Raw genomic sequence first — 25,491 nt, 5'->3', positions numbered from 1 at the left:
TCGCTGAAGCTATTTCTTCAAGCGCATCTCGGCCGCCCGGGCATGGCCCTGCAGGCCCTCGCCATAGGCCAACTCGGCCGCAATGACGCCCAACTTTTGCGCGCCCGCCTCGCTGACCTCGATCAGGCTACTGCGCTTTTGGAAGTCGTAGACGCCCAGCGGCGACGAGAAACGCGCGGTGCCGGCCGTCGGCAAAACGTGATTCGGTCCAGCGCAATAGTCACCCAAGGATTCGCTGGTGTAAGCGCCCAAAAAGATCGCCCCGGCATGGCGCAAGAGCGGCTCCCAGGCCTGCGGATTCGCGCTGGAAACCTCCAGATGCTCGGGCGCGATGCGGTTGGAAATTTCGCAGGCTTCTTCCATCGAGCGCGTCAGAATCAGCGCGCCGCGCCCCTCCAAAGAGGCGCGGATCACATCGCGGCGCGGCATCTCGGGCAAGAGCTTGTCGATAGCGGCGCTGACCAACGCGATGTATTCGGCATCCGGGCAGAGCAGAATGCTTTGCGCCATTTCGTCATGCTCGGCCTGGCTGAACAGATCCATCGCGACCCAGTCGGGCGGCGTCGTGCCGTCGGCCAGGATCAGAATCTCGCTCGGGCCGGCAATCATGTCGATGCCGACCTGGCCGAATACATGCTTTTTGGCGCTGGCCACATAGGCGTTGCCGGGGCCAGTGATCTTGTCGACCTTGGGCACGGTCGCTGTGCCATAGGCCAAGGCCGCCACCGCCTGCGCGCCGCCCAGCGTAAAGACACGGTGCACACCGGCGATATAGGCGGCGGCCAGCACCAGCGGATTCCTCTCGCCGCGCGGCGTGGGCACCACCATGATGATTTCGGGCACGCCGGCCACCTGGGCGGGAATCGCATTCATCAAGACGCTGCTCGGGTAGGCGGCCTTGCCGCCCGGGACATAGATGCCGACGCGGTCCAAAGGCGTGACCTTCTGGCCCAAGAGCGTGCCGTCTTCGTCAACGTAGCTCCAGCTCAGACCGCTGGCCTGCTTCTGGCGCTCGTGATAGCTGCGCACCCGCAAGGCGGCGGCTTTCAAGGCCTCGCGCTGGGCCGGCGTGATGGCGTCGAAGGCGGCCTTCAATTCATCGCGAGTCAGTTCCAACTCGGCCACACTTTGAGCCTGCAAATGATCAAAGCGAGCGGTGTAGTCCAGCAACGCTGCATCGCCGCGCAGGCGCACATCGGCGAGGATCTCGGCCACGCGCAGTTCGATCGCCGAATCGGTCTCGGCCGACCAATGCAGCACGCGCTGAAACTCGGCTTCAAAGTCGGCGGCGGCGGTGCTGAGATGGCGAAGTTTCATGAAAATTTCACTTAGGGATGGCTGAAGCAAAAGCGTCGATCATGCGGCGCAGCGGTTCGCGCTTGAGCTTGAGCGCGGCCTGATTGACGACCAGGCGCGACGATATTTCCATCACCTTTTCGACCTCAACCAGATGGTTGGCCTTCAGCGTATTGCCGGTCGAGACCAGGTCGACGATCGCATCGGCCAGGCCGGTCAAGGGCGCCAGCTCCATCGAGCCATAGAGTTTGATCAGGTCGACATGCACGCCCTTGTCGGAGAAATGCTGACGCGCAATCTGCGTGTACTTGGTGGCCACGCGAATGCGCGAGCCCTGCTTGATGGCGGCCGCGTAATCAAAGTCATCGCGCACCGCGACGCTCATGCGGCAGCAGGCGATATTCAGGTCCAGCGGCTGATACATGCCGTCCAGGCCATGCTCGATCAAGACATCGCGCCCAGCCACGCCGAGGTCGGCACCGCCGTACTGCACATAGGTCGGCACATCGCTGGCGCGCACCAGCACCACCTGCACATCCGGGCTGTTGGTGGCGAGGATCAGTTTGCGCGAGGTTTCCGGGTTGTCCAGCACCGATATGCCGGCCGCCTTGAGCAGCGGCAGGGTTTCTTCAAAGATGCGGCCTTTGGACAGGGCAAGGGTGATCATGTGGGGGCACTCACTGGCATTCGGGGAGGCGGCCCGGCGGACCGGGCAAAAAAACGGACAAAACGATCAGCGCGCCGACGATTGCGGCGTCGGGTCGGCCGCCCATTCGGCGGGCGTCAGCGTCTTCATCGACAGCGCATGAATCTGCTCGCGCATGCGCTCACCGAGCGCTTGATAGACGCGCTGATGGCGGCGCACGCGGCTCAAAGCCTCGAACTCGGCAGACACGATGGTGGCAAAGAAATGCCGCCCGTCGCCCTCGACTTCGCAGTGATTGCAGGGCAGCCCGGAGGCAATGAATTGCTGAACTTCAGCTGGAGTAGGGTCGGCCATGGGGAATATTTTAGCTTTTGCGTGACAGACCGCCCGAGCGCAGCGAGTAGCTCTGTCACCAACTGATTGAATGGGTGGAAGACTTGTCCAAATTAGCTGCGGATCTTGTAGCCCCGCCGCAGCAGCTCCAAGGCGATGCCCGCGACGAGCAAAAAGCTGCCGCCAACCACGCCCAGGCTCAGCCAGGGCGAGGCATCGCTGACGCCAAAGAAACCATGCCTGAAGCCGTCGATCATGTAGAAAAACGGGTTCAAGTGGCTAACGCCCTGCCAGAACGGTGGCAAGGAGCCGACCGAATAGAACACGCCGGACAAAAACGTCATCGGCATGATGATGAAGTTTTGAAAGCCCGCCAATTGGTCGAACTTCTCGGCCCACAGGCCGGCGATCAGGCCCAAGGTTCCCATCATCGCCGCGCCCAGCAAGGCAAAACTCAGTATCCACAAGGGCTGGCTGAGGCCGGGCGGCGCAAACCACACGGTCACCACCATAACGCCCAGGCCCACCATCATGCCGCGCACCATCGCCGCGCCCACATAGGCGACGAACCAGGCCCAATGCGACAGCGGCGTCACCAGCAGGAAGACCAGATTGCCGGTCACCTTGCTCTGGATCAGGCTGCTTGATGAGTTGGCAAAAGCGTTCTGCAAGACGCTCATCATCACCAGGCCGGGGATCAAAAAGCTGGTGTAGCCGACCGTGCCGTAGACCTTCACATGATCTTCCAGCACATGGCCGAAGACCAGCAAATAGAGCACGGCGGTCAAGACCGGCGCCGCCACGGTCTGGAAACTGACCTTCCAGAAACGCAGCACTTCTTTGTAGAACAGCGTGCCGGCGCCCTTCAATTGGATTGCGCCACTCATGCTGTCACTCCCTTTTTCTGCTCTTCTTCCTGCATGATTTCCAGGAACACATCTTCCAGATCGGCGCGCCCTATCTCCAGGTCTTCGACTGGGCAATTGGCCGCCCGCAGCGTGGTCAGAATCGACTCGACCTCGGCCGCGTCATGCGCCTTGATCTGCACAATGCGGCCGGTGATGCGCGCCTGCGCGGCCAGATTCGCGGGCAGCGCGGCATCGGTTTTGAAGCGCAGCATCGTCGAGGCGCGGCCTTTCAGCAGCTCCGAGGTGCGCTCCAGCGCCACCACCCTGCCCTGCTTCAACATCGCGATGCGCCCGCACAAGGCCTCGGCTTCTTCGAGGTAATGGGTGGTCAGCAAGACGGTGTGGCCCTCGCGGTTCAGGCGCGCAATGAACTGCCACAGGGTCTGACGCAACTCCACATCGACGCCGGCCGTGGGCTCATCCAGCACGATCACCGGTGGGCGATGCACCAAGGCCTGCGCGACCAACACACGGCGCTTCATACCGCCCGAGAGTTGGCGCATATTGGCTTCGGCCTTGTCGGCCAGGCCCAAGTTCTGCAGCAACTCGTCGATCCAGGCCTCGTTGTTGTGCACACCAAAATAGCCGCCCTGAAAGCGCAAGGCCTCGCGCACATTGAAGAAGGGGTCGAACACCAACTCCTGCGGCACGATGCCAAGCGCGCGCCTTGCTGCGGCAAAGTCGCTGACCACATCATGGCCCTGCACCAGCACGCGGCCGCCGCTGGCCTGCGCCAGCCCCGCCAGAATGCTGATCAAGCTGGTCTTGCCGGCGCCGTTTGGCCCCAAGAGTCCAAAGAATTCGCCCTGCGCGATATCGAAGCTGACGCCGTCCAGGGCCTTGACCTGACCCCCTCGGTAGGTTTTGCTGACGTTCTGAAAGGAAATGGCCGGCATGGTGCCGGCGCCTTGAGTAAGCGGTGATTGCATGTGCCGATTGTAGGAACGGCGGCGAACACACGCTCGGCCAAGGTTGTTATGCGCCCACGCCCGTCTCGCAATGGAGCCAAATCCCTAGAACCAAGCCCAAGCTTGGTGACAGAATCGGCTCACAGGAGAAAAGCTCACGCATTCACACATGGCCACAAAAAAACCGCCGCGCCGCACCGCTGAACGCATTCTTGAAGTCACGCTCGATCTCTTCAATCGTTTTGGTGAGCCGAACGTCTCGACCACCTTGATCTCCGCCGAGTTGGGCATCAGCCCCGGCAATCTCTACTATCACTACCCGGCCAAAGACGAGTTGATCAACTCGCTGTTCGCCCGCTTTGAGCGCGAGTTGCTCGACTTGCTTGCCGCTGCCGACAATGTGACTAACGTCGAAGACGCATGGCTGTTTTTCCATATGCTGTACGAGCTGATCTGGAAGCACCGCTTTCTCTATCGCGATCTGAATGACCTGCTGTCAAAAAATCGGCGCCTGGAGATGCATTTTCAAACGGTGCTGACCCAAAAGGGTCTGGCGATGCGCAATGTGCTGGCCGGGCTGCAACATGGCGGTGCGCTGAAGATGGATGCCCGCGAAGCCGCCCCGACGGCCAACGCGATGGTGGTGCTCTTGAGCTATTGGCTCAGTTTCGAATATGTGCGTGACCCGCGCAATGCCTTGGAGCCCGCACAAGCCGGCGCCGCGCTGATGCGCGGTGCCTTCCATGTCTTGAGTTTGCTGCTGCCCTATCTGGAGCCCGAATCAAGAGAACACTTGTTTGCCCTGGCGAACAAATACCAGTAGAAACAACGGAGACGAAAAATGGCTAAATGGACCGCCTTCCCGCATGACAACGCCGCCTTTCAATACAGTCCGGCCTCACTGAAAAAGCATTGGGCTCGCCTGCATACGGGGGATGCCGAACCCTGGCCCAAGGACGCTGCGGTCGTCGCGGCCTGGATTCACTTCCATGCCGGCGAGTTTCAACAAGCCTACGAAGCGGGGCTGGCCGCAGGAAGCGCGGGCATCAGCGTCGCCAACAAGGCGCAGGCCATCTACGCCAACTACCTTGAGAAGAAGGAAAAGGTCAAGCTGGAGATGTTCCTCGAAGTAGCCGAACGCGCCGCCGCCCAGCAGGCCGAAGAGCCCAAGAACCCCAATGCCTATTACTGGCAAGCCTATGCCATTGGCCGCTATGGCCAGGGCATCAGCGTCGCCAAGGCCTTGGCCCAGGGTTTGGGCAGCAAGGTCAAGAACGCACTCGAAACCACCATTGCGCTGGCACCCAAGCATGCCGATGCCCATATCGCGCTGGGCGCCTTCCACGCCGAGGTGATAGACAAGGTTGGCAAGCTCTTGGGCCGCACCCAAGGCGCCGACAGCGCCACCGGCCTCAAGATGTTCGAGCAGGCCTTGAAGCTCAACCCCGGTAGCGCCATTGCGATGATCGAGCGCGCCAATGGTTTGGTGATGCTGGAAGGCGATAAACGCATGAAGGAGGCCGAGGCTTTGTATGCCGAAGCGGCGGCCTGCGAGCCAATGGACGCGATGGAATGCCTGGATGTCGAAATGGCGCGCGAAGAGCTCGAGGATTGATCGATCATCGAAGCGGGTGTGCCGTGCGGTTTCTCACGCGTTGGGTGGGAAATGGCCGATATACCCCCCGCAATCGCGCGTGTTCAAATTGGCCCGCGACGTTTAAGCTGTGAATCCTGAGCTGCCGAATTCGATCGGACAAACGGTCCGGTCATTCAGCTCCACCCTGCAATTTTTCACCGAGGTTCGAACATCATGAAACGCACTCTGTTGGCCCTGATCCTGACTCCTTTGGCCGCGCTCTCCTGGGCGCAGTCGCCCGAAGCCACCGCCCTGCGGGTCGAATGCGCAGCCAAGTTTGCACCCATGACCGAGGCCAAAACAGGCGCGGCCAGCGAGTACCAATTCGTCTACAGCAAGGGCGAGTACCGCGGCGAGAAGCAAAACGGCAAGCTGCTTGGCTGTACCGATGCGCAGTACAACGGCTATCTGGCCAGCGTTGACCCGACACGCGTGATGTCGGCCTACCCAACCGCCGCCGGCCGCCCCAATATCAAGCCCAATATCAAGCCGAACCTGGCTGAGCAGGCGACCAAGGCCAAGTAAAAGGACCTTCGTCCTACTCCCAGGGCAGCATCATCGTCAGCAGCAGGAGTTTATTGAATTCCGGCTCGAAACGGTCGATGATGCCCTCGGGATCAGGGCATAGCGTGCTGTCGGTGATCAGGCCAAATTGCACCCGGCCGGCATAGGTCAGGATGCTGACGCCGACGCCGATATCGCCCGATTGCGGCACCCAGAACATCAGCCGCTCAACCTGTGATCCCAGCATCTGCAGCGGCGCGGTCGGGCCCGGCACATTGGTCATCACCGCCGTGGCCTTTTTGGCGAATATATTCAACATCGCCGTCTGCACCGGCTTGATCAGCAAGCCCGCCACCGACAACAGTCCGAAGGCCAGCACCGGCTGAAAACTGCCTTTGAGCTCATTCATGCGGGCTCTCACCGCATAAAGGCGCTCGACCGGGTTCTCGATCCCGATCGGCAGCACCAGCGGCACCAGGCCGAAGCGATTACCCAACTGGTAGCTATTCGCCAAGGGTCGCAGATTGACCGGCACCATCGCCCGGATTTCCTTGCCCTCGACATCCTCGCCCTTGCTCTGCAGGTAACTGCCTATCGCACCGGCAACGCAGCTGAGCAAGACATCATTGATCGAGGAGCCCAGTCCCTTGCCCACGGCCTTGACGGCGTCCAGCGGCAAGTCATTGCTCCAGGCAACGCACTTTTTCTTGCCCGGTTTGCCCTTGAGTTGCGTATGCGAGTCATCCGGCATGAAGGCGAAGGCGGCCACATCATTGAGCGCCTGATAGCCGATCCGCGCCATGTCGACCGACGAGTCGAGCGGGTGCGGCGGATGGTTCCAGGCCTCGACCGATTTCGCCACCCCCGAACCGGCAGCGCCTATCGCCTTGATCGCCAAGTCGGCCATCGGTCGCAACAGGCTGTCGGTCAGCCAGTCCTTGTCATCACGCGGCTGCTGCTGTCGCTTCGGGGGCGCGCGCCCACCATCGGTAATCGACATCATCACCGATGTCAGCGCAATGCCGTCGCCAATGCAGTGATGAATGCGCATGATCAAGCCGCTGCTACCCAGCTCTTCCCCCGCAGCCAAATCCTCAATCAAGTGGAACTGCCAGAGCGGGTGCGCCGGATTCAAGGGCTCCATCGCCAACTCTGCCACCCGCTCCTTCAAGGCATCCTGCCCTGTTTGGCCGGCCTTGCCGCGCACCGGCATCAACACCTCGGCGACCACATGGCGGTCAATATCGAAGTCTTCGTCTTCGACCCATTGAGCACCCAGCGCATCTTCCACAACAAGCTGGTGAAAGCGCGTGTATTGCAGCAGCCTCGCCTGCACCCGCTCCTTCAAAGCCTCCAAAGTGATGGATGGGCGGATGTACCAAACGCCCACAATCATCATCAAATTGGATTCGGTATCCATGCGTAGCCAAGCGGTGTCTACCTTGGACATGCGTTCAATCGCTTGCGACAAAACTGTCTCCTAGAATTTGGTGTGTGCTGCCTACACAATGCTGGTTAACATCAAGGCTGTCTATCCCGATTGTTACCACTATTTAGGAGAACCCATGAGCCTTCAGGACCAATTCGACGCAGCCGTTGCTGGATCAAAACAATTGCCCGAGCGCCCGGACAATATGACCTTGCTCAAGCTCTATGCGCTGTTCAAGCAAGGCAGCAGCGGCGATGTGGAGGGCTCACGCCCAGGCTTCACCGACATGGTCGGCCGCGCCAAATGGGATGCCTGGAATGAGCTGAAGGGCCAGAGCCAGGACGAGGCCAAGCAGAGCTATATCGACCTGATCGAATCGCTGAAGTAAGCACTACCCGCATCGATAGGCCGAGCCCATAGCGCTCGGCCTATTTTTTTGGCGGCTTGCTCTTCTTGCCCGCATCCGCCGTCAATAGGGCATCAAGTTCCTTTTGGATCTCGCCCTCGATCGTGCCCCGGAAGGCGCCGAGCAAGAAGCCCAGTTTGGCGCTCAACTCGAAATGCTTGGCCGCCACGATCAACTGCCCCTTGACACCCGAACGGCTGAACTCCACGGTATCGCTGGTCTTGCCCTCCAGCACCGTGCACTCCATATCAAACTTGGCCTCGACCTGCTCGGCCCAGGCCCACGCGATCTCGCGCGCCCGCTTCAAGCCCAGCTCATGATCTCTGTGGATGAGGATATCGGCCATGTCTTTAGTCTCCGGTTTTATTGTTCAGCAATTCGGCCCGACGCTCGGCCTTGGGTAGCGCCGCCAGACGCTTGACCTCGGCATAAAAACGCGGCCAATCATGCGCCTGACGCGCCAGCAAGGCATCAAAAGCCGGGGTCAGATCTGAATAGGCCGCCAGCAAAGCAAAACTGGCGTTGTTGGCGCGCACAAACCAGCCGTCATAGGAAGCATCGCCACCCCATTCCTCAGCCTTCAGCCGCCCATAGTCATCCCGCAAGCCCTGCAACAGAGCCGTCTTGGCCACGCGCTTGACGGAGTCGCTCTGCTGCGTGGCATACAGCTCGGCCAGACGCCTTCGGTACTCGCCCGTCAAGGCCCGGAACTGCTCGCGCCGCTGCAGTCGCAGCGCGTGAGCTGCGCGTTCGGCGGGCAAAGCCTGCGCCTGCAACCAGGCCTCGGCACCGCGCCGCTCGACCAGGGTGGCGAATGATTCATTGAACTGCGTGTCGTCGGCCGCGTAGGCGACCTGATGCGCCAGTTCGTGAAACAACATGCCCGCCAACTCACCCGGTGGGTATTTGATGAATGTATTCAGCAGCGGGTCGCCACCGAAGAAATTGCTCCAACCCAAGGTGGAATAGGCCGGCACCCCGTAGACCAATACCTCCATGCCCTCGGTGCGCAGTTGCGCGGCATAGGCATCGGCCTCGGCCCGGTCAAAGTAACCCCGATAGCCGACGCAGCCCATGACCGGGAAGCACCAGGTCTTCAGCGTCAAACTGAGCTCGGGCGTGGCCACCACATTCCAGACCGCCGCCGAACGGCTCAGGTCGGCATAACGGCGATAGCTGTCGTTATCCGGCAGCTTCAACTGGGCGACCGAATAGGTTCGCAGGCGTTGACTCAACAGCAGACGCTCACGCAGATCCGCCGCCAACTCGGGCTCGGCCAAAATCGCTTCGACCGGCCTTGCCGCCGCCATCAGATTCAGATGGCCGCCCACCGATTGCCCCAGGTAGCCGAGCTGGGAGCAGCCCCCAAGCAGAGCCGACAGCGCCAGCATTGCGACTGTGAAAACCCTCACTCGGTCTGCCCTCCGTCCCAAGCCTCGATCTCGACCAGGCAATCATAAAAACTGGGGCCACCGCCCATATCGGTCAGGCGCTGATGGGTGACTTCATTGACATTGCTGCCCGCCACACCCAGCTTGCGCCACCACACACCGAGGCCGTTGACGACGCCGGGGCGCGCCCGCGCGCTGATGCGCGCCCGGCAGGGGTAGCTGCCCCTGTCGTTGAAAATACGCACCATCGCCCGGTCCGCCAAGCCGCGTGCCGCCGCATCCACGGCATGAATCTCGACCAGCGGCTCGCCCTCGATATCGCGCAAACTCTTCACATTGACGAAGCTGGAATTGAGGAAGTTGCGGGCCGGCGGCGAGATCATCGCCAGCGGATAGCGTGCCGCCAGTTCTGGGCTGGAGACCACGCTCTCGTAATTGGCCAAATGGTCGGCGTCGCCGCATTGGGCGCGGCCATTGGCGGTCAAAAATCCACCGTTGGCGAACGGCGCCTCGGCCAGCGGCAGGCTTTGCCATCCCTGTACGCGCAAGGCGTCGAAATCGATTTCCGCGCTGAAGGCCTGGCGCGCCAATTGCTCGTCCGTGTCGGCAAAGCAAGCCTCGGTGAAACCCATGGCGGCGGCCAAGTCCCGGAAAATCTGCGTATTCGGCCTGGCCTCGCCCAGCGGCGCCACCGCCGCTTCATTGATCAAGACATCGGTGTGGCCATAGCTGGTGTGCACATCCAGATGCTCCATCTGCGTGGTGGCCGGCAACACATAATCGGCCAGATCTGCTGTGTCGGTCATGAAATGCTCGAGCACCACGGTGAACAGGTCGGCGCGCTGAAAGCCCCGCACCACCTTGGGCGACTCCGGCGCCACCGCGACCGGATTGCTGTTGTAGACGATCAGCGCCTCGATCTGCGGGCCAAAGTCGGGGCCGGTCGGGCGCAGCAAGTCATCGCCAATCGTGCTCATATTGACGGTCCGAGTTGGCCGCCCGGCGCGTAGCTCGGGCCGTTCCAGATCGGCGCGTTTATAGGGCGCGAACCAGCCCGAACTCGACAAGAGCAGGCCGCCGGCACGGTTGCGCCAAGCGCCGGTCAGGCAAGGCAGCAAGGCAATCAGGCGCACCGCATTGCCGCCGCCGCGCACCCGCTGCATGCCGTAATTCAAGCGGATCGCGGCCGGAGCCGTCTGCGCATAGTCACGAGCCAGGCCGCGCACCTCGTCGGCCGCAATGCCGCAGACCTCGGCCACCCGCTCGGGCGGCCAGGCCAGCGCCCGCTCGCGCAAGCCACCGACGCCGTCCCAGCCATCGACATGGTCGCGCAGATAGTCGTGATCGAGCCAGTCATGGGCTATCAACTGTTGCATCAGCCCCAGCGCAAGCGCGCCGTCGGTGCCGGGCATCAGCGCGATGTGCTGATGGCATTTATCGGCCGTCTCGGTCTTGCGCGGGTCGATGCAAATCAGCTTGGCGCCGGCTCGCTTTGCCTGGTTGGCGTAGGTCCAGAAATGCAGGTTCGACGCGATCGAATTGCTGCCCCAGATCAGGATCAAGCGACTCTCGGCAAAGTAGGGCAAATGCATGCCTAGCTTGTGACCATAGGTCGCGGTCAGCGCCGCCGCTCCGGCCGAGGCGCAAATCGTGCGGTCCAAGAGAGAGGCGCCCAGACGGTTGAAAAAGCGCCCGGCCATCGCCTCGCCCTGCAACAGCCCCATGGTGCCGGCGTAGCTATAGGGCTGAATCGCTTGCGGGTCGCGTGCGGATATCGCACCCAGGCGAGAGGCGATGTCGGCCAGCGCGGCGGCCCAGGTGACCGGCTCAAAGCGCGGCGCCTCATGCTTGCCACTGACCCGTTTGAGCGGCTGCAAGACCCGCTCGGCATGATAGGTACGTTCAGCATAGCGCGACACCTTGGTGCACAAGGCGCCATGGGTGCTGGGATGATCGGCCCGGCCCTGCACCTTGATGACGCGGCCATTTTCAACCGTCAGCGCCAAGGCGCAGGTATCGGGGCAGTCATGCGGACAGGCGCCGTTGACGAGGGCTTGAGTCGGGGTTCGAGAGCTGAGGCTGTGCATATCGCAACTATTGCACATTGGACGGATACTTGGCCGCAGCGTGATCTAACTGCCGGAGAAAGCTATGGATAGCAACGCTTGGTTGATAGGTGGCAGCGCCGCCGTGCTGGCGGCCGGCCTGGCCTGGCTTGGCGCTATGTGGTGGTTTGGCCGCAAATTGGCGGCGGCGGCGGCCCGCGTTGGCAAGCTCGAAAAAGCTCGCCAGACCCTGAACCAGCAGAACTCGCAGGCGCGCAAGCAGGTCGAGCAACTGCAGGCGGAACTGGCCGAGCTGCGCCATACCCTGACCCGGCAAGACGCAGCAAAGGCGCAGCAGCAGCGCGTGCATGCGGCACGCCAAAGCTTCGAGGACAGTGGGCCATTCATTGAAGCGACGGATCCTGTCGCGACGCCGGCCGACGGCTTCGCCGATACGCACTTCTTTATGCCCAAGAAGGACTGAAGGGCGACAAGGGGTGGCAGGGACCGGCATTAAACTCCCTGGCATTGGGTCGCCGCCTTCAACCGCGCAAGGCATGTACCCGTCACGGAGAGCTCATGAAGCTGATCGACTCGATATTGACCGATGCGCCAGGCATTGCCGCCTTGCGGCGCGACATCCATGCACACCCGGAGTTATGCTTTCAGGAGCAGCGCACCTCCGAGCTGATCGCCAAGGCCTTGAGCGATTGGGGCATCCCGGTACACCGTGGCCTGGGTACGACCGGCGTGGTCGGCATCATCAAAAACGGCAACTCCGCGCGCGCCGTCGGCCTGCGCGCCGACATCGACGCGCTGCCGATGACAGAGCACAACCATTTCGCCCATGCCAGCACCTACGCCGGCAAGATGCACGCCTGCGGGCATGACGGCCATACCGCCATGCTCCTGGCTGCGGCCAAGCATTTGTCCACCGAACGCAATTTCGACGGCACCATTTACCTGGTGTTTCAACCGGCCGAAGAAGGCGGCGGCGGCGCCCGCGAGATGATCAAGGACGGCTTGTTCGAGCTGTTCCCGATGGAAGCGATGTTCGGCGCGCACAACTGGCCGGGCATGGCGGCCGGGCAGTTCGCGGTCAAGAGCGGGCCGGTGTTTGCCTCCAGCAACGAGTTCAAAATCACCTTGCACGGCAAGGGTGCCCATGCGGCGATGCCACACAACGGCATCGACCCGGTGCCGGCGGCATGCCAGATGGTGCAGGGCTTTCAAACCATCATCAGCCGCAACAAGCGTCCGATCGATGCCGGCGTTATTTCCGTCACCATGATCCACACCGGCGAGGCCACCAATGTGATCCCCGACAGCTGCGTGATCGAAGGCACGGTGCGCACCTTCACGCTGGAGGTGCTGGACATGATTGAGCGTCGCATGCAGCAGATGGCCGAGGCCACCGCGCAAGCGTTCGAAGTGCGCTGCGAGTTCGAGTTCCGGCGCAACTACCCGCCGACCATCAACCCTGCGGCCGAGACCGAGTTTGTCCGGCAAAGCCTGGTCGCCATGGTCGGCGCCGCCAATGTGCAGGAGTTCGAGCCGACCATGGGCGCAGAAGACTTCAGCTTCTTCCTGCAGCAAAAGCCCGGCTGCTATTTCCTGATCGGCAATGGCGATGGCAGCCACCGCGACGGCGGCCATGGCATGGGGCCTTGCATGTTGCACAACCCCAGCTACGACTTCAATGACGAGTTGATCCCGCTGGGCGGCTCGATGTGGGTCAGGTTGGCCGAAGCTTGGTTGAACGCACCCAAGCCCTGAGCTTGAAACCCGCGATGAAGGCCGCCGCTCATTTTTCGCAAAGCTACGCCGAGGCGAGGGCCAAGTTCCTGGCCGCGGCCGAGTCTGCGGGCCTGGACAATGAACCTCATTGGCACCCCTTGCTGGGTCGCGACGGCGAGCGGCTGGCCATGGACGTGGTTCGCCAAGGGCCGCGCCAGGCAAGGCGCCTGCTGATCATCAGCAGCGCCTGCCACGGCGTCGAGGGCTTTGCCGGCTCAGGCATACAAGCCGGCCTGTTGAACGACCACACTTGGCTGGCTGCGGTAGCGGCAAGCGGGGCGGCCGTGTTGTACATCCATGCGCTCAATCCGCATGGGTTTTCCTGGTGGCGCAGAGTCACGCAAGAAGGCGTCGACCTGAATCGCAATTGGCATGATTTCCACCGGCCCTTGCCGCACAACGCCGGCTACGACGAAATCGCCGCCGCCTTGATTCCCAGCCAATGGCCGCCCAAGGCCGCAGCTCAAGCCCTGCTGGACGACTATGCCGCCCGCCATGGTGACAAGGGTCTGCAGGCCGCCATTACCGGCGGCCAGTACGAGCATGAGCTGGGTCTGTTCTACGGCGGCCGCGCGCCGACCTGGAGCCAACAGACGCTGCGCCATGTCTTGCAAGAACAAGCCGGCGCCAGCGAAGCGGTCGCATGGATTGATCTGCATACCGGCCTGGGCCCCAGCGGCCACGGCGAGCGCATTTTTGCCGGCCATGACGATGGCCAATCCTTGGCCCGGGCAAGGCGCTGGTGGGGCCAGGAGATAACCTCGCTGGCCGATGGCAGCTCTAGCTCGGCGCCCTTGGTCGGCTTGATGTGGTCGGTCGTGCCCGAGCTGCTTCCAGACGCCCAGTACACCGGCATTGCGCTCGAATTCGGCACGCTGCCGCTGACCCAGATGATCGACGCCTTGCGCGCCGATCACTGGCTGGAAGCCCACCCCGAGGCCAGCGCGGCACAGGCCCTCGCCATCAAGCAACAAATTCGCGACGCTTTTTACATCGACACCGATGACTGGAAGCAGCAACTGCTGACCCAGGCCCGCGAAGCCTGCGGCCAAGCCTTGAGAGGATTGACAAACAATGACTGAACTAGACCCGACACGCAGCGCGAGCATCCAGCAAGAAACCCAAGAGTGGCTGGAAAAGGCCGTCATCGGGCTCAACCTCTGCCCGTTTGCCAAAAGCGTGCATGTCAATCAAAGGCTGCGTTATGTTGTCAGCGCGGCCACGACGCCGGAGGCGCTGCTGAAGGAGCTGGCGCGCGAATTGCTGAGTCTGATGCGGGCCGACCCGAATGAGATCGAAACCACCCTGGTGATTCACCCCTTGGTGCTGACCGACTTTCTCGACTTCAATGATTTCCTCGGCGCCGCCGACGCCTTGGTCGAGGATCTGGCCTTGGACGGCGAGTTGCAGATTGCCAGCTTTCATCCCGACTATCAGTTCGGCGGCACCGAGCCAAGTGATATCAGCAACTACACCAACCGCTCGCCCTACCCGACGCTGCATCTGCTGCGTGAGACCAGCATTGCCCGCGCCACCGAAACCATGGCCGATACCGACGCGATCTACGAGGAGAATATGCTCACCCTGGAAAAGCTAGGCCTAGAAGGCTGGCTCGCCCTGGGATTGAAGGCCGGTAGTGCCTAGAAGCCCCGCTCACTGCGGGCCAAGAAAAGCGCGTGCAAGCAGGCTATTCGGGACAGAATGCGCCTCATATCGGCGCTTCAAGGCTAGCCAGGGCCTTGAGAATCAACACCAAACCAATGGACCCGCGTCCGCGCTCCAGCATCAGCCAAGAATGACGAGGCCCTATTGAGTAGAAAGTCCGCCAGCTCCCTGTTTGTCGCGATTGCGCTGGGCGCCAGCATTGGTTTACTGCTGCCCGCCTTGATCGTGGGTGGTCTGTTGATTGGCCTGCGTGAACCGCAGGCGGCCGAAGCCGCACTGCAGCGCGACCTGGAGGCGAAACTCGATGTACTGGTCAGCAGCCTGCCCGAATTGCTGTGGAACCTGGACACGGTGGCGGCGCGCGAAGTGGTGGCCGCCGTGATGAAATCTCCCGACGTGGTGCGGGTGACCGTCCGCGATGCCTCGCAAGGCGCACCCTTCATTGAAATGAGTTTCCCGGAGCGCCAGAAGGGTCTCAGCGTCAAGGGCGAACGCGAGATCTTTCGCGGCGTGGCCCGCATCGGGCATTTGAAGGTCGAGGTGGATGACCACCTCAGCACCGCCGCATTGACGCGTCAGCGCTGGCTTTACGGCGCGACTGTCGGCGGCCAGTTGCTGGCCTCCTTGGCCCTGATTTTGGCCTTGCTGAACTCCAGACTGATGCGTCCACTGCGGGAGTTAGGCGGCTTCGCCAATGATTTGGCACAAGGCCGATTCACCGCGCAACTGCCCCCCGGCCGCAAAGACGAGATCGGCCTGCTGGGCGCTCACCTCGAACATATGCGCGACGCGCTGCAGCAGCAATTCAACGAACAGCGGGCCTTGATCGAGCGCCTGCGCGGCATGGCCGAAACGGTGCCCGGAGTGGTCTACCAATTGCGTTTGGGCCAAGATGGCCGATTCTCTTTTGCCTATGTCAGCGAGGCGGTGAAGGATTATTTCAATGTGTCGGGCGCCAACTTGGCCTTGGACGCCGAACCTTGGTTCGAACAAATTTCGGCGCTTGACCGGGCGGCGGTGCGCGAGTCACTGCTGGCCTCTGCCCGCGCCCTGACGCCCTGGCAACAAGAGTTCCGCACGCCCCGGGAGGATGGCGGCGAGCGCTGGATCTTCGGCAACGCCATCGCGCAACTGGAACCCGCCGGCACGGTGCTCTGGCATGGTTTTTTGACCGACATTTCGCATCAACGTCGCGACGCCCTGGAGTTGGTACGTTACCGCCTGCACCTGGAGGAGTTGGTCGAGGCCCGCACCGCCGAATTGGCCGAGGCCACCAAGGCGGCGCAGGCGGCAAGCTTGGCCAAGAGTGCCTTCCTGGCCAATATGAGCCACGAAATCCGCACACCGATGAATGCCATCATCGGCCTGACCTATCTGGTTCAAAGCGATAGCACCGAGCCGGCCCAACAAGTTCGGCTGCAAAAGGTCGCCGATGCGGCCGAGCATTTGCTCAGCATCATCAACAATGTCCTGGATTTTTCCAAGATCGAAGCCGGCAAGATGCAACTGGCCCACAATGACTTCAACGTCGCGCAGGTGCTCGACAACGTCTCCAGCATGTTGGCTCAGCGCGCCAACGAGAAGGGACTGCAGGTTCAGGTTGAAGTGTGTGATCCGCTTGCCACCCAGATCTTGGCCGGCGATGCCCAACGCATCACCGAAATTTTGTTGAATTTCGCCGGCAACGCGGTCAAGTTCACGGAGACTGGTTTCGTCAGGCTGGCCGCCAACATCGAGGCGGATTTTGGCGACGCGCTCAAGCTGCGTTTTGAGGTGCAAGACAGCGGCATCGGCATCAGCCAAGAGGCCCAGTCTCGCCTTTTTCAAGATTTCGAACAGGCCGACAGTTCCACGACACGCCGTTATGGCGGAACCGGTCTGGGTCTGGCCATTTGCCGGCGCTTGGCCGCGCTGATGCATGGCCAGGTCGGCGTGCAAAGCAGCCCCGGCGAAGGCAGCCGTTTCTGGTTCACGATCCAGGTCGAGAAGAGCAAAGGCGCCTCACCGGCCGTGGCTCCGCCGCAGGCCTCGCGCGGCGCGGTGGCGCGGGAGTTGCTGCAGCAGTTCAAGGGCACAAGAGTGCTGCTGGCCGAAGACAACGCCGTTAACCAGGAAGTCGCGGTGGCCATGTTGGGCAGCGCCGGCTTGGTGGTGGATGTGGCCAGCGACGGCCAGGAGGCCTTGCGCATGGCCGGCGAGTATGACTACGCCTTGATCTTGATGGACGTGCAAATGCCGCTGATGGACGGCTTGGCGGCGACCCGCGCGATACGAGGCAGCGCAGGCGGCAAGCGCACACCCATATTGGCGATGACCGCCAATGCCTTTGCCGAGGAACGCCAACGTTGCCTGGACGCCGGTATGAATGATCATGTGGCCAAGCCGGTGGTGGCCGAACAACTGTTTGCGACCTTGTATCGGTGGTTGAGTCGCAGCGAGAAACTCCATACAAACCCGCCGACCTGAACCGAGGAATATGGTCATGCGCATCGCCGTTGGCAGCTGCTTGCTGGCTCTGTGCCTGACAAGGCCTGCCATGGGTCAGCATTTGACTCTGCTGACCGAGGAGTACCCGCCCTACAACATGAGCGGCGCCAAGGGCCAGGTCAGCGGCATTTCGACCCAGATCGTCAAGGCTTTGCTGACCGAAGCAGGGTTGGAATATGAAGTGACCCTCTACCCCTGGGCCCGTGCCATCTCGATGGCACGCGTGCAGATCAACACCTGTGTCTACTCAATGTCGCGCACACCCGAGCGGGAAGCTCTCTACAAATGGATCGGGCCGCTGGTCTACAACGACTGGGCGCTGTTTGCGCTCAGCGATGCCGCCAGACCGAACCGGCTGGATGAGTTACTGAATGCAAGCATAGGCAGCTATCAAGGCGATGCCATCGTCAGCTATTTGCAGACGCGCGGCCACCGGGTGGATGTCGCATCATCGGACGATCTGAACCCGAAGAAGCTGCAGCTCGGCCGCATCGATTATTGGGCCACCGGTCGCCTGACTGGCCAATACCGGCTGCAGCAACAAGGCATTCAGGGCATAGCGCCGGTGCTCAATTTCAACCGCACCGAGATGTACCTGGCCTGCAATGCGCAAATGCCGGACGACTTGGTCAAACGATTGAACGCCCTGTTGACCGGTTTGGACAAACAGGGCGCGATCAAGAAAATCTACGCCGACTTTGGCTACTCACCCTAAGTGACATGGGGGTCTCACGGCCCGCCGGATGACTCCTTGATCAATCGCCCCGAGGCGGCCTGAATCGGCCTGGCGTTCATCGGGTAGAGCCGCGCAAAGATCGAAATCTGATTGCTCGACAGCTGCACCGGCGTGCGCATCACCATCCAGAGCACGCCCTCGGAACAAGGCGGCGTGGTCAGCGAGCCCATATAGGTGAAATAGCTGCGGTCCTCGGGCAAGAGCTGATTCAAATCCAGCAGGCCGGGCGCCGCCAAGGGCTGGCCTTTTTCAAGCGGCAGGTTATTCCAGATGGTTTGAATCAAGGCCTGGTCGCGGCCGCGCTCCAACAACACCGCCACCACGCCCAGTTTGCCGTCGGCATCCTTGTGCACCAGATGCGCGACCATATCGTATTGGCGGCCATTGATGCGCTCTTCGCTGGGGCGATGAAAGTGAAACTGCAGCAACTCGAAACGCCGCCCCATCACCTGCAAAGCATTGCCGGGTGCGACATTGACCTGCACCGTATGGCCATTGTCCAGCACCGCAAAATTACTCGGCCGGTAGTCGAAATTGATCTTCTCGAGATCGACGCGGATGCCCTCGCGGATGTCGATCGGGCTTTGTCTTGTGCCAATCGCACATTGGCGGTTCTCGGGATCCAGTTCGGCCCAACGCTCGGGCGCGCCCTCCCCGACATAACCCCAATGTGCATGCTCGGTGGCGGCATGCGCGGCCGGCTCTGCTTTCTTGCCGGCCTTGGCAGCTTTGGCGGCCTTGCCCGCCTCCTCGTGTCCGCCGCTGGCCGTCACCTTCATGCCCGGAGCGGGGGCGTCGCCCTTGCTGCTCAGGCGTTCAGCCAGGCGCTGGCGCAACAGGTCCAGAGATTCTTCGCCTGCTGCTGCTGCGGCAGGCGCCGCAGCGGGCTTAGTCTTGGCTTCCGAGGCCTGCGCCAGCGATGCGCTGCTGCAGGCGCACGCGATCACGCCGACTCGAATCAAGCGCCCTACGTATTTCTTTTTGAAAATTTCTTCCATGCGATGCTCCCGCACCTCGGTGCGCTCCAATCGTCATGTCTTCGGTCAAATTGGCGCCAGCTTGAGCCGGCGGCCCTATTTCAATTGCCGTTTGACCGCGGTCCAAGCCAGCAGACCAATGCTCATCAAACCCATTGAGGTCAGCGCCAAAGTGAGCGTGGAGTGCATCACCAAGGGGGCCACGACACCTGCCACCACGCCGTTGGCGGCACTGCCAATGCAAGCCTGCAAGGACGAAGCCATGCCGCGCCGCTCGGGCACCTCATCCAGCGCCAGCAGCGTCACCACCGGCACCATCAAGGCCCAGCCGAACGAGAACGCCCCGATCACCGGCAAGGCCCAGAACGGGCTCGGCGGCAGCAGCAAATTCAGTCCCACATTGAGCGTGGAGAAGGTGAACATGATGATGAACCCGCGCCGGATCTGTTGCCTGGGCTTGATCTTCCCGGCCAGGCGCCCACTCAACCAGGCACCGGCCATGATGCCGCCGATGGCAAAGCAGAAGAACCAGAAAAACTGCGTCGGCGCCAGCTTCAAATGTTCACCGACAAAAACCGGCGCGGCCAGCACATACAAAAACATGCCATTGAACGGGATGCCGCTGGCCAGCGCTAACAAGATAAAGCGCCGGTTCGAGCAGAGTTGCCAGTAGCCGCGCAGCAGAGGCCGGACCTGGAAAGGCTGCACCATATCGGCATGCAGGGTCTCCGGCAACAAACGCCAATTGGCAATGAAGAGCACCACCCCGACGAAGACCAGGAACCAAAAAATTGCGTGCCAATCGGTGTGCACAAACAAGAAACCGCCGATCATCGGCGCAATCGCCGGGGCGATGCCGAAGAAGATAGTCACCTGCGACATCACCCGCTGCGCCTCGGACGGCGGGAACATATCGCGAATGATGGCGCGCGACACCACCATGCCGGCGCCGGCCGACATGCCCTGCACCGTGCGCCAAAACACCAGTTGCCCGATGCTTCCCGATAGCGCACAGCCCACCGAGGCCAGCGTGAACACCGCCATGCCCCACAGCACCACCGGTCGGCGCCCGAAACTGTCGGACAAAGCGCCATGGAATAAATTCATCAGCGCAAAGCCGAACAAATAGCTCGACAGCGTTTGCTGCATCTCGATCGGCGTGGCATGCAAGGCCGCCGCGATACCGGCAAAGGCTGGCAGATAGGTGTCGATCGAAAACGGCCCGATCATGCCCAAGCCCGCCAGCAAAACAGCCAAGGCCCAACGCGGGCCGCGCCACAGATGACCGGCTTCTGGATTCATAAAGAGAGGGGCGCCGGCAAGGCAACCGAAATGTGCAGCCGGCCAGTGTATGCGCGGCCCTAAACTGGCGCCCTTCTAAGGTATTGCACAGCGAACAAAGCATGAGTCAACAGCATTTGAATGTCGGCGTGATCGGCCTGGGAGTGATGGGCCAACGCATGTTGGCGCGCTTGGCTGGCCACCCGCGCTTGCGCCCCGTGTTGGTTTGGGATGCGAATCCAGCCGCCGTGGCACAGACACTGCAGAGCTATCCGCAGCTGCGGGCGGCAGCTTGCGCCGCAGACTTGATCACCGAGGCCGGCCTGCGTTCGCTCTATATCGCCACGCCGCCGGCACCGCATATGACGCTGTCCGAGCAGGCTTTTGACGCCGGGCTGACGGTGTTTTGCGAGAAGCCGCTGACGGTCGATTTCGACGCCGCCCGCCGCTGCATCGCCCGCATCGCGGCCGAAGGGCAGCGCGCCGCCGTCAATTTCGCCCTCGCCTCCTCGCCCGGTTTGACCTTGTTGCAACAGCATTTCGGTGCCGGCAACGCATCCGAACTGGGCGCCTTGCAAGCGGTCGAACTGGAACTCGCCTTTGCCGCTTGGCCCAGGCCCTGGCAAGCCGCCGCCGGAGCTTGGCTGGCCGAGCGCACCGAAGGAGGCTTCTGCCGCGAGGTTCTATCGCATTTCATCTTCGCGCTGCAGCGCGTGCTGGGGCCGGCGTCGGTAGTCCGCAGCCGGGTCGACTATCCGAGCGATGGCCGCATGGCCGAGACCGACTTGCAGGCCGAGCTCAAGGTCGGCGCGGTCAATGTCCTGATCAAGGGCAAGGTGGGGGGCGAGCAAGCCGACCTCAATCACATGCAATGGCGCGGCGCGGCCGGCAGCGTCGATCTGCGGGAATGGTTCAGCCGGATCGAGGTGCACCGCCATGATGGCCGGTTACTTGCAGGCATCTCGGCAGAAGCCGACGGTTTGCGTCAACGCAGCCAGGTCGACCAACTCGATCAATGGGTGGCAATGATTGAGGGCCGCCAGCATGGGCTGCCCGGCTATGCCGAAGCGCTGGCCGTGCAAGAGACCATCGAGTCTCTGCTGCAAACCCGCTCAATCAGTTGCTGACAGAGCTACTCGGGACAAGCCCTAAGGCGGTCTGTCACGCAAAAACAAAAGTTTAAAAGAGTGAAGCAAGCCGATAGGCCGGATTCTGTGCAGCGCCCTTGCCCTTGCGGGCTTGGGTGCTGTGACCGCCATTCCTCTTGGCCGGGCATCACTGCCCGGCTCGGTGCCACCTACCCGCCAGCTCTGCGAGCCGCATCAATACTGGCCTACTTGGTGTTGCTGCGCGTAGAGATTGCCCGTTTCACCCGATCCCGGAGGCTGCGCTTCCGGTCCCGCCGAGCTATTACACCCGGCACGTTTGATCGACTCGTCTCTGTTGCTCTGATCCTCGGCTCACGCCGGACAGCCGTTAACTGCTACGCCGCTCTATGCAGTCCGGACCTTCCTCCAGCCCCATGTTTCCATGATCGGGCCAGCGGCGGTCTGGCTTGCTTCACAGCCAGCATTATCGCCTACGATTGGCGCTTCATTCACCCAGTCCGCCATGCCAAAGTTCACCTCGATCGACATGCCCTCGCCCAGCGGCGATGAACTCAAGGCTGCACGCGTTGCCGCCGGCCTGAGCCAGGTGGAGGCCGCACAGCTAATGGCTTACCCGGTGCAAGCCGGTAGCCGAGGCGGACTGCAATCGCGCACCTGGCAGGCCTTGGAGAGTGCCAGCGACCCACGCAATATGCCGGGGCCGATCTTCGCCATGTTCCAACTCTTGACCCAGCAACATCCGAGCTTGAAATTGCTAGCCCCAGATTCATCATCCCCAAGGAGTGACTCACATGAAAGTTGACAACGTTCTTGCCACCATCGGCAACACCCCGCATATCCGCATGCAGCGCCTGTTCGGCGCGCAGGCGCAGGTCTGGATCAAGTCCGAGCGAAGCAATCCGGGTGGTTCGATCAAGGACCGCATCGCGCTGTCCATGGTCGAAGACGCCGAAGCGCGTGGTCTGTTGAAGCCAGGTGCGACCATCATCGAGCCGACCTCCGGCAATACCGGCGTTGGTCTGGCCATGGTGGCCGCCGTCAAGGGCTACAAGCTGATTCTGGTGATGCCGGACAGCATGTCCGTCGAGCGTCGCCGGCTGATGCTGGCCTATGGCGCCAGCTTTGATTTGACCCCACGCGAAAAAGGCATGAAGGGCGCGATCGCCCGCGCGCAGGAATTGGTGGCCGAAAATCCGGGATCGTGGATGCCGCAGCAGTTTGAAAACCCGGCCAATATTGCCGTCCATGTGCGCAGCACGGCGCAAGAAATCCTGCGCGACTTCCCCGAAGGTCTGGACGCATTGATCACTGGCGTGGGCACCGGCGGCCACATTACCGGCTGCGCGCAAGTACTTAAGAAGGCCTGGCCGAATTTGAAGGTGTTTGCGGTCGAGCCCAGCGCCTCGCCGGTCATCAGCGGCGGCGCGCCGGCACCGCACCCGATCCAGGGCATTGGCGCCGGCTTCATCCCGACCAATTTGCACACCGATTTACTCGACGGCGTGATCCAGGTCGAGGCCGAGGAGGCGCGCGAATATGCGCGCCGCAGCGCCGCCCAGGAGGGCTTGCTGGTGGGCATTTCCAGCGGCGCCACGCTGGCCGCCATTGCCAAGAAATTGGCCGACTTACCCGCCGGCTCGCGGGTCTTGGGTTTCAACTACGACACCGGTGAGCGCTACTTGTCGATCGAAGGCTTCTTGCCCGCCTGATGCTGGTTGTTCGCCCAGAGCCGCTTACGAGCGGCTCGGCCCTGCGGTGATCCCAGCCAAGGCCGCGTCCAACTCGCTGCTCACCTCGGCGGGCTCAAAGGGGACTGTTATTGCAAGGAGTTTGACCAGTCAAAAAATGACGGAAGGGCTTCAGGATCAAGACCTGACCCCGGTGGAATGTGCCGCTCAATGTGAATCCGGGGTGACCTGATTTGGGAATTTTTTTACAGCCTCAACGTTTGAGCTAACCGGCCCGCGACGGCAGGACGCCGGAGGGCCAAAATGAAATGTGGCCCGCAGGAGGCATGCCGTTTCGGGTCCGGTTGAGTGAATCGCCCCGGGGCGATTCACTTAGCCTGCGGCACAACGTTGAAGTTGAGCCGCGAGCGACGGCTGGGCACGGACGGCCCAGAATGAAATGGGGGCCTGGAGAGACCAGCCGTTGCGAGTCGGCTCGAACGACCGGTTCGGCCTCTTGCGCATGAGGCCTACTTGTGCGCCACCGCGAGCAACGCCTTCGGATTGGAACTAGCAATGGCCAACAACGTGCGGGCTGCCCCGCTTGGCTGCTTGCGCCCTTGCTCCCAACCCTGCAAGGTACGAACCGACACACCCATCAGCGCAGCGAATTGCGACTGCGATAGTCCCGTCTTATTGCGAGCATCAATGACTGGCGACGCCACAACACGGACTTGTCCCGCCTTCATTTCACGCACGGATTGCAGAAGCTCAGCAGCAAGATCGCGTTTGGCTTCGTACGCAGTCAGTTCTGCGTCGGTCAGGGGTTTACTCTTCGAGGGCACGGCGAATCTCCTTCAACTTTGGGCCGGTCAGGTTGTCCGTTTTTGATTTCGCATAGAGCGTAAGCAAGACAACTTCACCTTCTGCACTACGAGTGAAGTAAATCACTCGCACGCCACCCGACTTGCCCGAACCTGCGCGACCCCAGCGCACTTTGCGAATGCCGCCGGATTCGGGCACGACGTCTCCGGCAGTGGGATGCTCTGCAATGTGAGCGGCAAATACGCCGCGCTCCTCTTCGCTCCAATAGAGCGGCCACTGACGTTGGAAGAGAAGAGTTTCGACGACTGTGAGCATTGCTGAACTATACGCCCAAGGCGCACAATCGTCCAGAAACGAATTTCAAGAGGCCGAACGTCGAAGTTGAGCCGCGAGCGGCGGCTGGGCACGGAAGGCCCAGAATGAAATGGGGGCCTGGAGTGACCAGCCGTTGCGAGTCGGCTCGAACGACAGGTTAGCCCTCATTTTGGCCCGCCCAAACATTGAATTCGAATTCCAGTCCCAAGTTAGCAACCTCGCGCTGGAGTTCCGAGCTCAAAAGAATGTGGGCAACTTCACCGGTCGTAAGGAAACAATCAAGCAGGCACCGATTTCCGGCCCCGGAAAGCTCTTGAATACCAGGAATTCGAGCAAGAAGTTCCTGTGCCCAGTAGCGCAGTTGTTCCTCGAATGGTTTGCGTTTCAACGAATCCGGTAGTTTTTGCCGCCAGCCACCCCATTCATGCAAGGACTCCCCGATCTGCTTCGGGTCACCTTTGCTCCAGAATTTGTCCGGTTCCAGTCCAAGGATGCGCGACACGACCGACGGATTCAACGATTCGCCGAGGATCATCAACGAAACGCTGCTTATGTAGTCGGGATTCTCTGGAGGCATGTTGAAAATGTGTGTGAATGAGGGCTAACGTCGAAGTTGAGCCGCGAGCGGCGGCTGGGCGCGGAAGGCCCAGAATGAAATGGGGGCCTGGAGAGACCAGCCGTTGCGAGTCGGTTCGAACGACAGGTTAGCCAGCACGACTCGCATCAGGCAACTCCATTGAATAAAAATATCTTGAATTTCATTGCCTTCGCGTCCCAGACAGCGCTGAAGTAGCAATCGCCGCCGTCCATAGTGTTGAAGAAGCCCTTGCGCCGTTCCTCGCGGGAATGGGCATCAACCTCACACGAGCCGCGCAGTTCTATCACCCGAGCGCTGGACGGACCCGCTCCTTGGTACTGGATAACGTAAGTCGATATGTCCTTCGGCGCGCCTCTGCGCCCGCGTGCACCCGCAGCCGCAGCCTGAATCTTCCCAGCCATTTGAACGACATCATTTGCAGGAACAGTCCAGGAGCCGCCTTGAACTTGGATCCAGTTTTCATTCGCATCAGCCAGGGCTGCGAAGGAGGTGAGGAGCATTGCAAGAAGTGAAGCTTTACGCATGTGCTGGC

The 25,491-nt window shown here is 61.5% G+C and carries 28 protein-coding genes and 1 other RNA gene; 13 read left to right on the top strand and 16 right to left on the bottom strand.

The annotated features are described in order from the left end of the window. Positions 1-9 precede the first annotated feature (9 nt). The 5 genes from hisD to LNV07_RS00125 all read right to left on the bottom strand — a co-directional run bounded on the left by hisD (position 10) and on the right by LNV07_RS00125 (position 4,079). On the bottom strand, positions 10-1,317 hold the full coding sequence (gene hisD / locus LNV07_RS00145; protein ID WP_263569155.1) for a histidinol dehydrogenase: 1,308 nt from the start codon (positions 1,315-1,317) through the stop codon (positions 10-12). A 7-nt stretch (positions 1,318-1,324) separates the two neighbouring features. Next, complete coding sequence (hisG, locus tag LNV07_RS00140; protein WP_263569154.1) at positions 1,325-1,963, bottom strand: ATP phosphoribosyltransferase; 639 nt, start codon at positions 1,961-1,963, stop codon at positions 1,325-1,327. 66 nt (positions 1,964-2,029) lie between these two features. Beyond that, positions 2,030-2,296, bottom strand: coding sequence for a BolA family protein (locus tag LNV07_RS00135; RefSeq protein ID WP_263569153.1), 267 nt, complete (start codon positions 2,294-2,296; stop codon positions 2,030-2,032). A 92-nt stretch (positions 2,297-2,388) separates the two neighbouring features. Further along, complete coding sequence (locus LNV07_RS00130) at positions 2,389-3,162, bottom strand: ABC transporter permease (RefSeq protein ID WP_263569152.1); 774 nt, start codon at positions 3,160-3,162, stop codon at positions 2,389-2,391. Next, the gene (locus tag LNV07_RS00125) at positions 3,159-4,079 is read right to left on the bottom strand and encodes an ABC transporter ATP-binding protein (protein ID WP_263569730.1); all 921 of its coding nucleotides are present in this window, start codon (positions 4,077-4,079) and stop codon (positions 3,159-3,161) included. The genes LNV07_RS00130 and LNV07_RS00125 overlap by 4 nt, the downstream gene beginning before the upstream one ends. Before the next feature lie 181 nt (positions 4,080-4,260). On the opposite strand from LNV07_RS00125, the gene LNV07_RS00120 reads away from it, so the two are divergent. The 3 genes from LNV07_RS00120 (at position 4,261) to LNV07_RS00110 (ending at position 6,252) form a co-directional block, all read left to right on the top strand. Continuing rightward, positions 4,261-4,914, top strand: a complete 654-nt coding sequence (locus tag LNV07_RS00120) for a TetR/AcrR family transcriptional regulator (protein ID WP_263569151.1) — start codon at positions 4,261-4,263, stop codon at positions 4,912-4,914. Positions 4,915-4,932: 18 nt separating this feature from the next. Beyond that, a complete protein-coding gene (locus LNV07_RS00115) occupies positions 4,933-5,706 on the top strand; it encodes a tetratricopeptide repeat protein (protein ID WP_263569150.1) in 774 nt (257 codons plus the stop codon). A gap of 195 nt (positions 5,707-5,901) precedes the next feature. After that, positions 5,902-6,252, top strand: a complete 351-nt coding sequence (locus LNV07_RS00110; RefSeq protein ID WP_263569149.1) for a hypothetical protein — start codon at positions 5,902-5,904, stop codon at positions 6,250-6,252. Positions 6,253-6,265: 13 nt separating this feature from the next. Here LNV07_RS00110 and LNV07_RS00105 read toward each other — a convergent pair whose 3' ends face one another. Beyond that, positions 6,266-7,681 carry a wax ester/triacylglycerol synthase family O-acyltransferase gene (locus LNV07_RS00105; protein WP_263569729.1) on the bottom strand — a complete coding sequence of 472 codons (1,416 nt, stop codon included), beginning with the start codon at positions 7,679-7,681 and terminating at the stop codon, positions 6,266-6,268. Between the two features lie 115 nt (positions 7,682-7,796). Between LNV07_RS00105 and LNV07_RS00100 the strand changes: the two genes are divergently transcribed. Further along, entirely contained in the window at positions 7,797-8,048 is a 252-nt protein-coding gene (locus tag LNV07_RS00100; RefSeq protein WP_263533809.1) for an acyl-CoA-binding protein, read from the top strand. A gap of 40 nt (positions 8,049-8,088) precedes the next feature. On the opposite strand, the gene LNV07_RS00095 is transcribed toward LNV07_RS00100, so the two are convergent. The 3 genes from LNV07_RS00095 to LNV07_RS00085 are packed head-to-tail and all read right to left on the bottom strand — an operon-like array spanning position 8,089 to position 11,544. Beyond that, positions 8,089-8,412 carry a polyhydroxyalkanoic acid system family protein gene (locus tag LNV07_RS00095; protein WP_263569148.1) on the bottom strand — a complete coding sequence of 108 codons (324 nt, stop codon included), beginning with the start codon at positions 8,410-8,412 and terminating at the stop codon, positions 8,089-8,091. A gap of 4 nt (positions 8,413-8,416) precedes the next feature. After that, on the bottom strand, positions 8,417-9,478 hold the full coding sequence (locus LNV07_RS00090) for an aminopeptidase (RefSeq protein ID WP_318013651.1): 1,062 nt from the start codon (positions 9,476-9,478) through the stop codon (positions 8,417-8,419). After that, positions 9,475-11,544 (bottom strand): molybdopterin-containing oxidoreductase family protein, encoded by a 2,070-nt coding sequence (locus LNV07_RS00085; RefSeq protein WP_263569147.1) that lies wholly within the window; start codon positions 11,542-11,544, stop codon positions 9,475-9,477. Before LNV07_RS00085 ends, LNV07_RS00090 begins: the two co-directional genes overlap by 4 nt. A 64-nt stretch (positions 11,545-11,608) precedes the next feature. On the opposite strand from LNV07_RS00085, the gene LNV07_RS00080 reads away from it, so the two are divergent. From LNV07_RS00080 to LNV07_RS00055, 6 genes are all read left to right on the top strand, one after another. Next, positions 11,609-11,986, top strand: a complete 378-nt coding sequence (locus LNV07_RS00080; protein WP_263569146.1) for a hypothetical protein — start codon at positions 11,609-11,611, stop codon at positions 11,984-11,986. A 95-nt stretch (positions 11,987-12,081) separates the two neighbouring features. Then, positions 12,082-13,278 (top strand): M20 aminoacylase family protein, encoded by a 1,197-nt coding sequence (locus LNV07_RS00075; protein ID WP_263569145.1) that lies wholly within the window; start codon positions 12,082-12,084, stop codon positions 13,276-13,278. Between the two features lie 14 nt (positions 13,279-13,292). Further along, positions 13,293-14,381 (top strand): M14 family metallopeptidase, encoded by a 1,089-nt coding sequence (locus tag LNV07_RS00070; RefSeq protein ID WP_263569727.1) that lies wholly within the window; start codon positions 13,293-13,295, stop codon positions 14,379-14,381. Then, positions 14,374-14,943 (top strand): DUF1415 domain-containing protein, encoded by a 570-nt coding sequence (locus tag LNV07_RS00065; RefSeq protein ID WP_263569144.1) that lies wholly within the window; start codon positions 14,374-14,376, stop codon positions 14,941-14,943. The genes LNV07_RS00070 and LNV07_RS00065 overlap by 8 nt, the downstream gene beginning before the upstream one ends. 165 nt (positions 14,944-15,108) lie before the next feature. Then, positions 15,109-17,430: an ATP-binding protein gene (locus tag LNV07_RS00060; RefSeq protein ID WP_263569143.1), complete on the top strand. Its 2,322-nt coding sequence runs from the start codon at positions 15,109-15,111 to the stop codon at positions 17,428-17,430. 16 nt (positions 17,431-17,446) lie between these two features. Beyond that, positions 17,447-18,166 (top strand): substrate-binding periplasmic protein, encoded by a 720-nt coding sequence (locus LNV07_RS00055; protein ID WP_263569142.1) that lies wholly within the window; start codon positions 17,447-17,449, stop codon positions 18,164-18,166. 14 nt (positions 18,167-18,180) lie between these two features. Here LNV07_RS00055 and LNV07_RS00050 read toward each other — a convergent pair whose 3' ends face one another. Both LNV07_RS00050 and LNV07_RS00045 read right to left on the bottom strand, forming a co-directional pair. After that, positions 18,181-19,185: a carbonic anhydrase gene (locus LNV07_RS00050; protein WP_263569141.1), complete on the bottom strand. Its 1,005-nt coding sequence runs from the start codon at positions 19,183-19,185 to the stop codon at positions 18,181-18,183. A 75-nt stretch (positions 19,186-19,260) separates the two neighbouring features. After that, positions 19,261-20,466, bottom strand: a complete 1,206-nt coding sequence (locus LNV07_RS00045) for a multidrug effflux MFS transporter (RefSeq protein WP_263569140.1) — start codon at positions 20,464-20,466, stop codon at positions 19,261-19,263. A gap of 101 nt (positions 20,467-20,567) precedes the next feature. Between LNV07_RS00045 and LNV07_RS00040 the strand changes: the two genes are divergently transcribed. After that, positions 20,568-21,572 carry a Gfo/Idh/MocA family protein gene (locus tag LNV07_RS00040; RefSeq protein WP_263569139.1) on the top strand — a complete coding sequence of 335 codons (1,005 nt, stop codon included), beginning with the start codon at positions 20,568-20,570 and terminating at the stop codon, positions 21,570-21,572. 58 nt (positions 21,573-21,630) lie between these two features. Here LNV07_RS00040 and rnpB read toward each other — a convergent pair. After that, an RNA gene (rnpB, locus tag LNV07_RS00035) (RNase P RNA component class A) lies at positions 21,631-22,007 on the bottom strand. Between the two features lie 49 nt (positions 22,008-22,056). On the opposite strand from rnpB, the gene LNV07_RS00030 reads away from it, so the two are divergent. Both LNV07_RS00030 and cysK read left to right on the top strand, forming a co-directional pair. Then, positions 22,057-22,356 carry a helix-turn-helix domain-containing protein gene (locus LNV07_RS00030; RefSeq protein ID WP_263569138.1) on the top strand — a complete coding sequence of 100 codons (300 nt, stop codon included), beginning with the start codon at positions 22,057-22,059 and terminating at the stop codon, positions 22,354-22,356. After that, on the top strand, positions 22,346-23,263 hold the full coding sequence (gene cysK / locus LNV07_RS00025; RefSeq protein WP_263569137.1) for a cysteine synthase A: 918 nt from the start codon (positions 22,346-22,348) through the stop codon (positions 23,261-23,263). The genes LNV07_RS00030 and cysK overlap by 11 nt, the downstream gene beginning before the upstream one ends. Positions 23,264-23,751: 488 nt before the next feature. On the opposite strand, the gene LNV07_RS00020 is transcribed toward cysK, so the two are convergent. The 4 genes from LNV07_RS00020 to LNV07_RS00005 all read right to left on the bottom strand — a co-directional run. After that, complete coding sequence (locus LNV07_RS00020; protein ID WP_263569136.1) at positions 23,752-24,066, bottom strand: helix-turn-helix domain-containing protein; 315 nt, start codon at positions 24,064-24,066, stop codon at positions 23,752-23,754. Then, positions 24,050-24,361: a type II toxin-antitoxin system RelE/ParE family toxin gene (locus tag LNV07_RS00015; RefSeq protein WP_263569135.1), complete on the bottom strand. Its 312-nt coding sequence runs from the start codon at positions 24,359-24,361 to the stop codon at positions 24,050-24,052. Before LNV07_RS00015 ends, LNV07_RS00020 begins: the two co-directional genes overlap by 17 nt. A gap of 157 nt (positions 24,362-24,518) precedes the next feature. Next, complete coding sequence (locus LNV07_RS00010) at positions 24,519-24,938, bottom strand: DUF4279 domain-containing protein (RefSeq protein ID WP_263569134.1); 420 nt, start codon at positions 24,936-24,938, stop codon at positions 24,519-24,521. Between the two features lie 146 nt (positions 24,939-25,084). Further along, on the bottom strand, positions 25,085-25,491 hold a 407-nt coding region (locus LNV07_RS00005), incomplete at its 5' end, for a hypothetical protein (RefSeq protein ID WP_263569133.1).

The organism is Roseateles oligotrophus, from assembly GCF_025717515.1.
GTDB lineage: Bacteria > Pseudomonadota > Gammaproteobacteria > Burkholderiales > Burkholderiaceae_C > Paucibacter_A > Paucibacter_A oligotrophus.
This window is presented reverse-complemented; position numbering and strand designations above follow the sequence as displayed.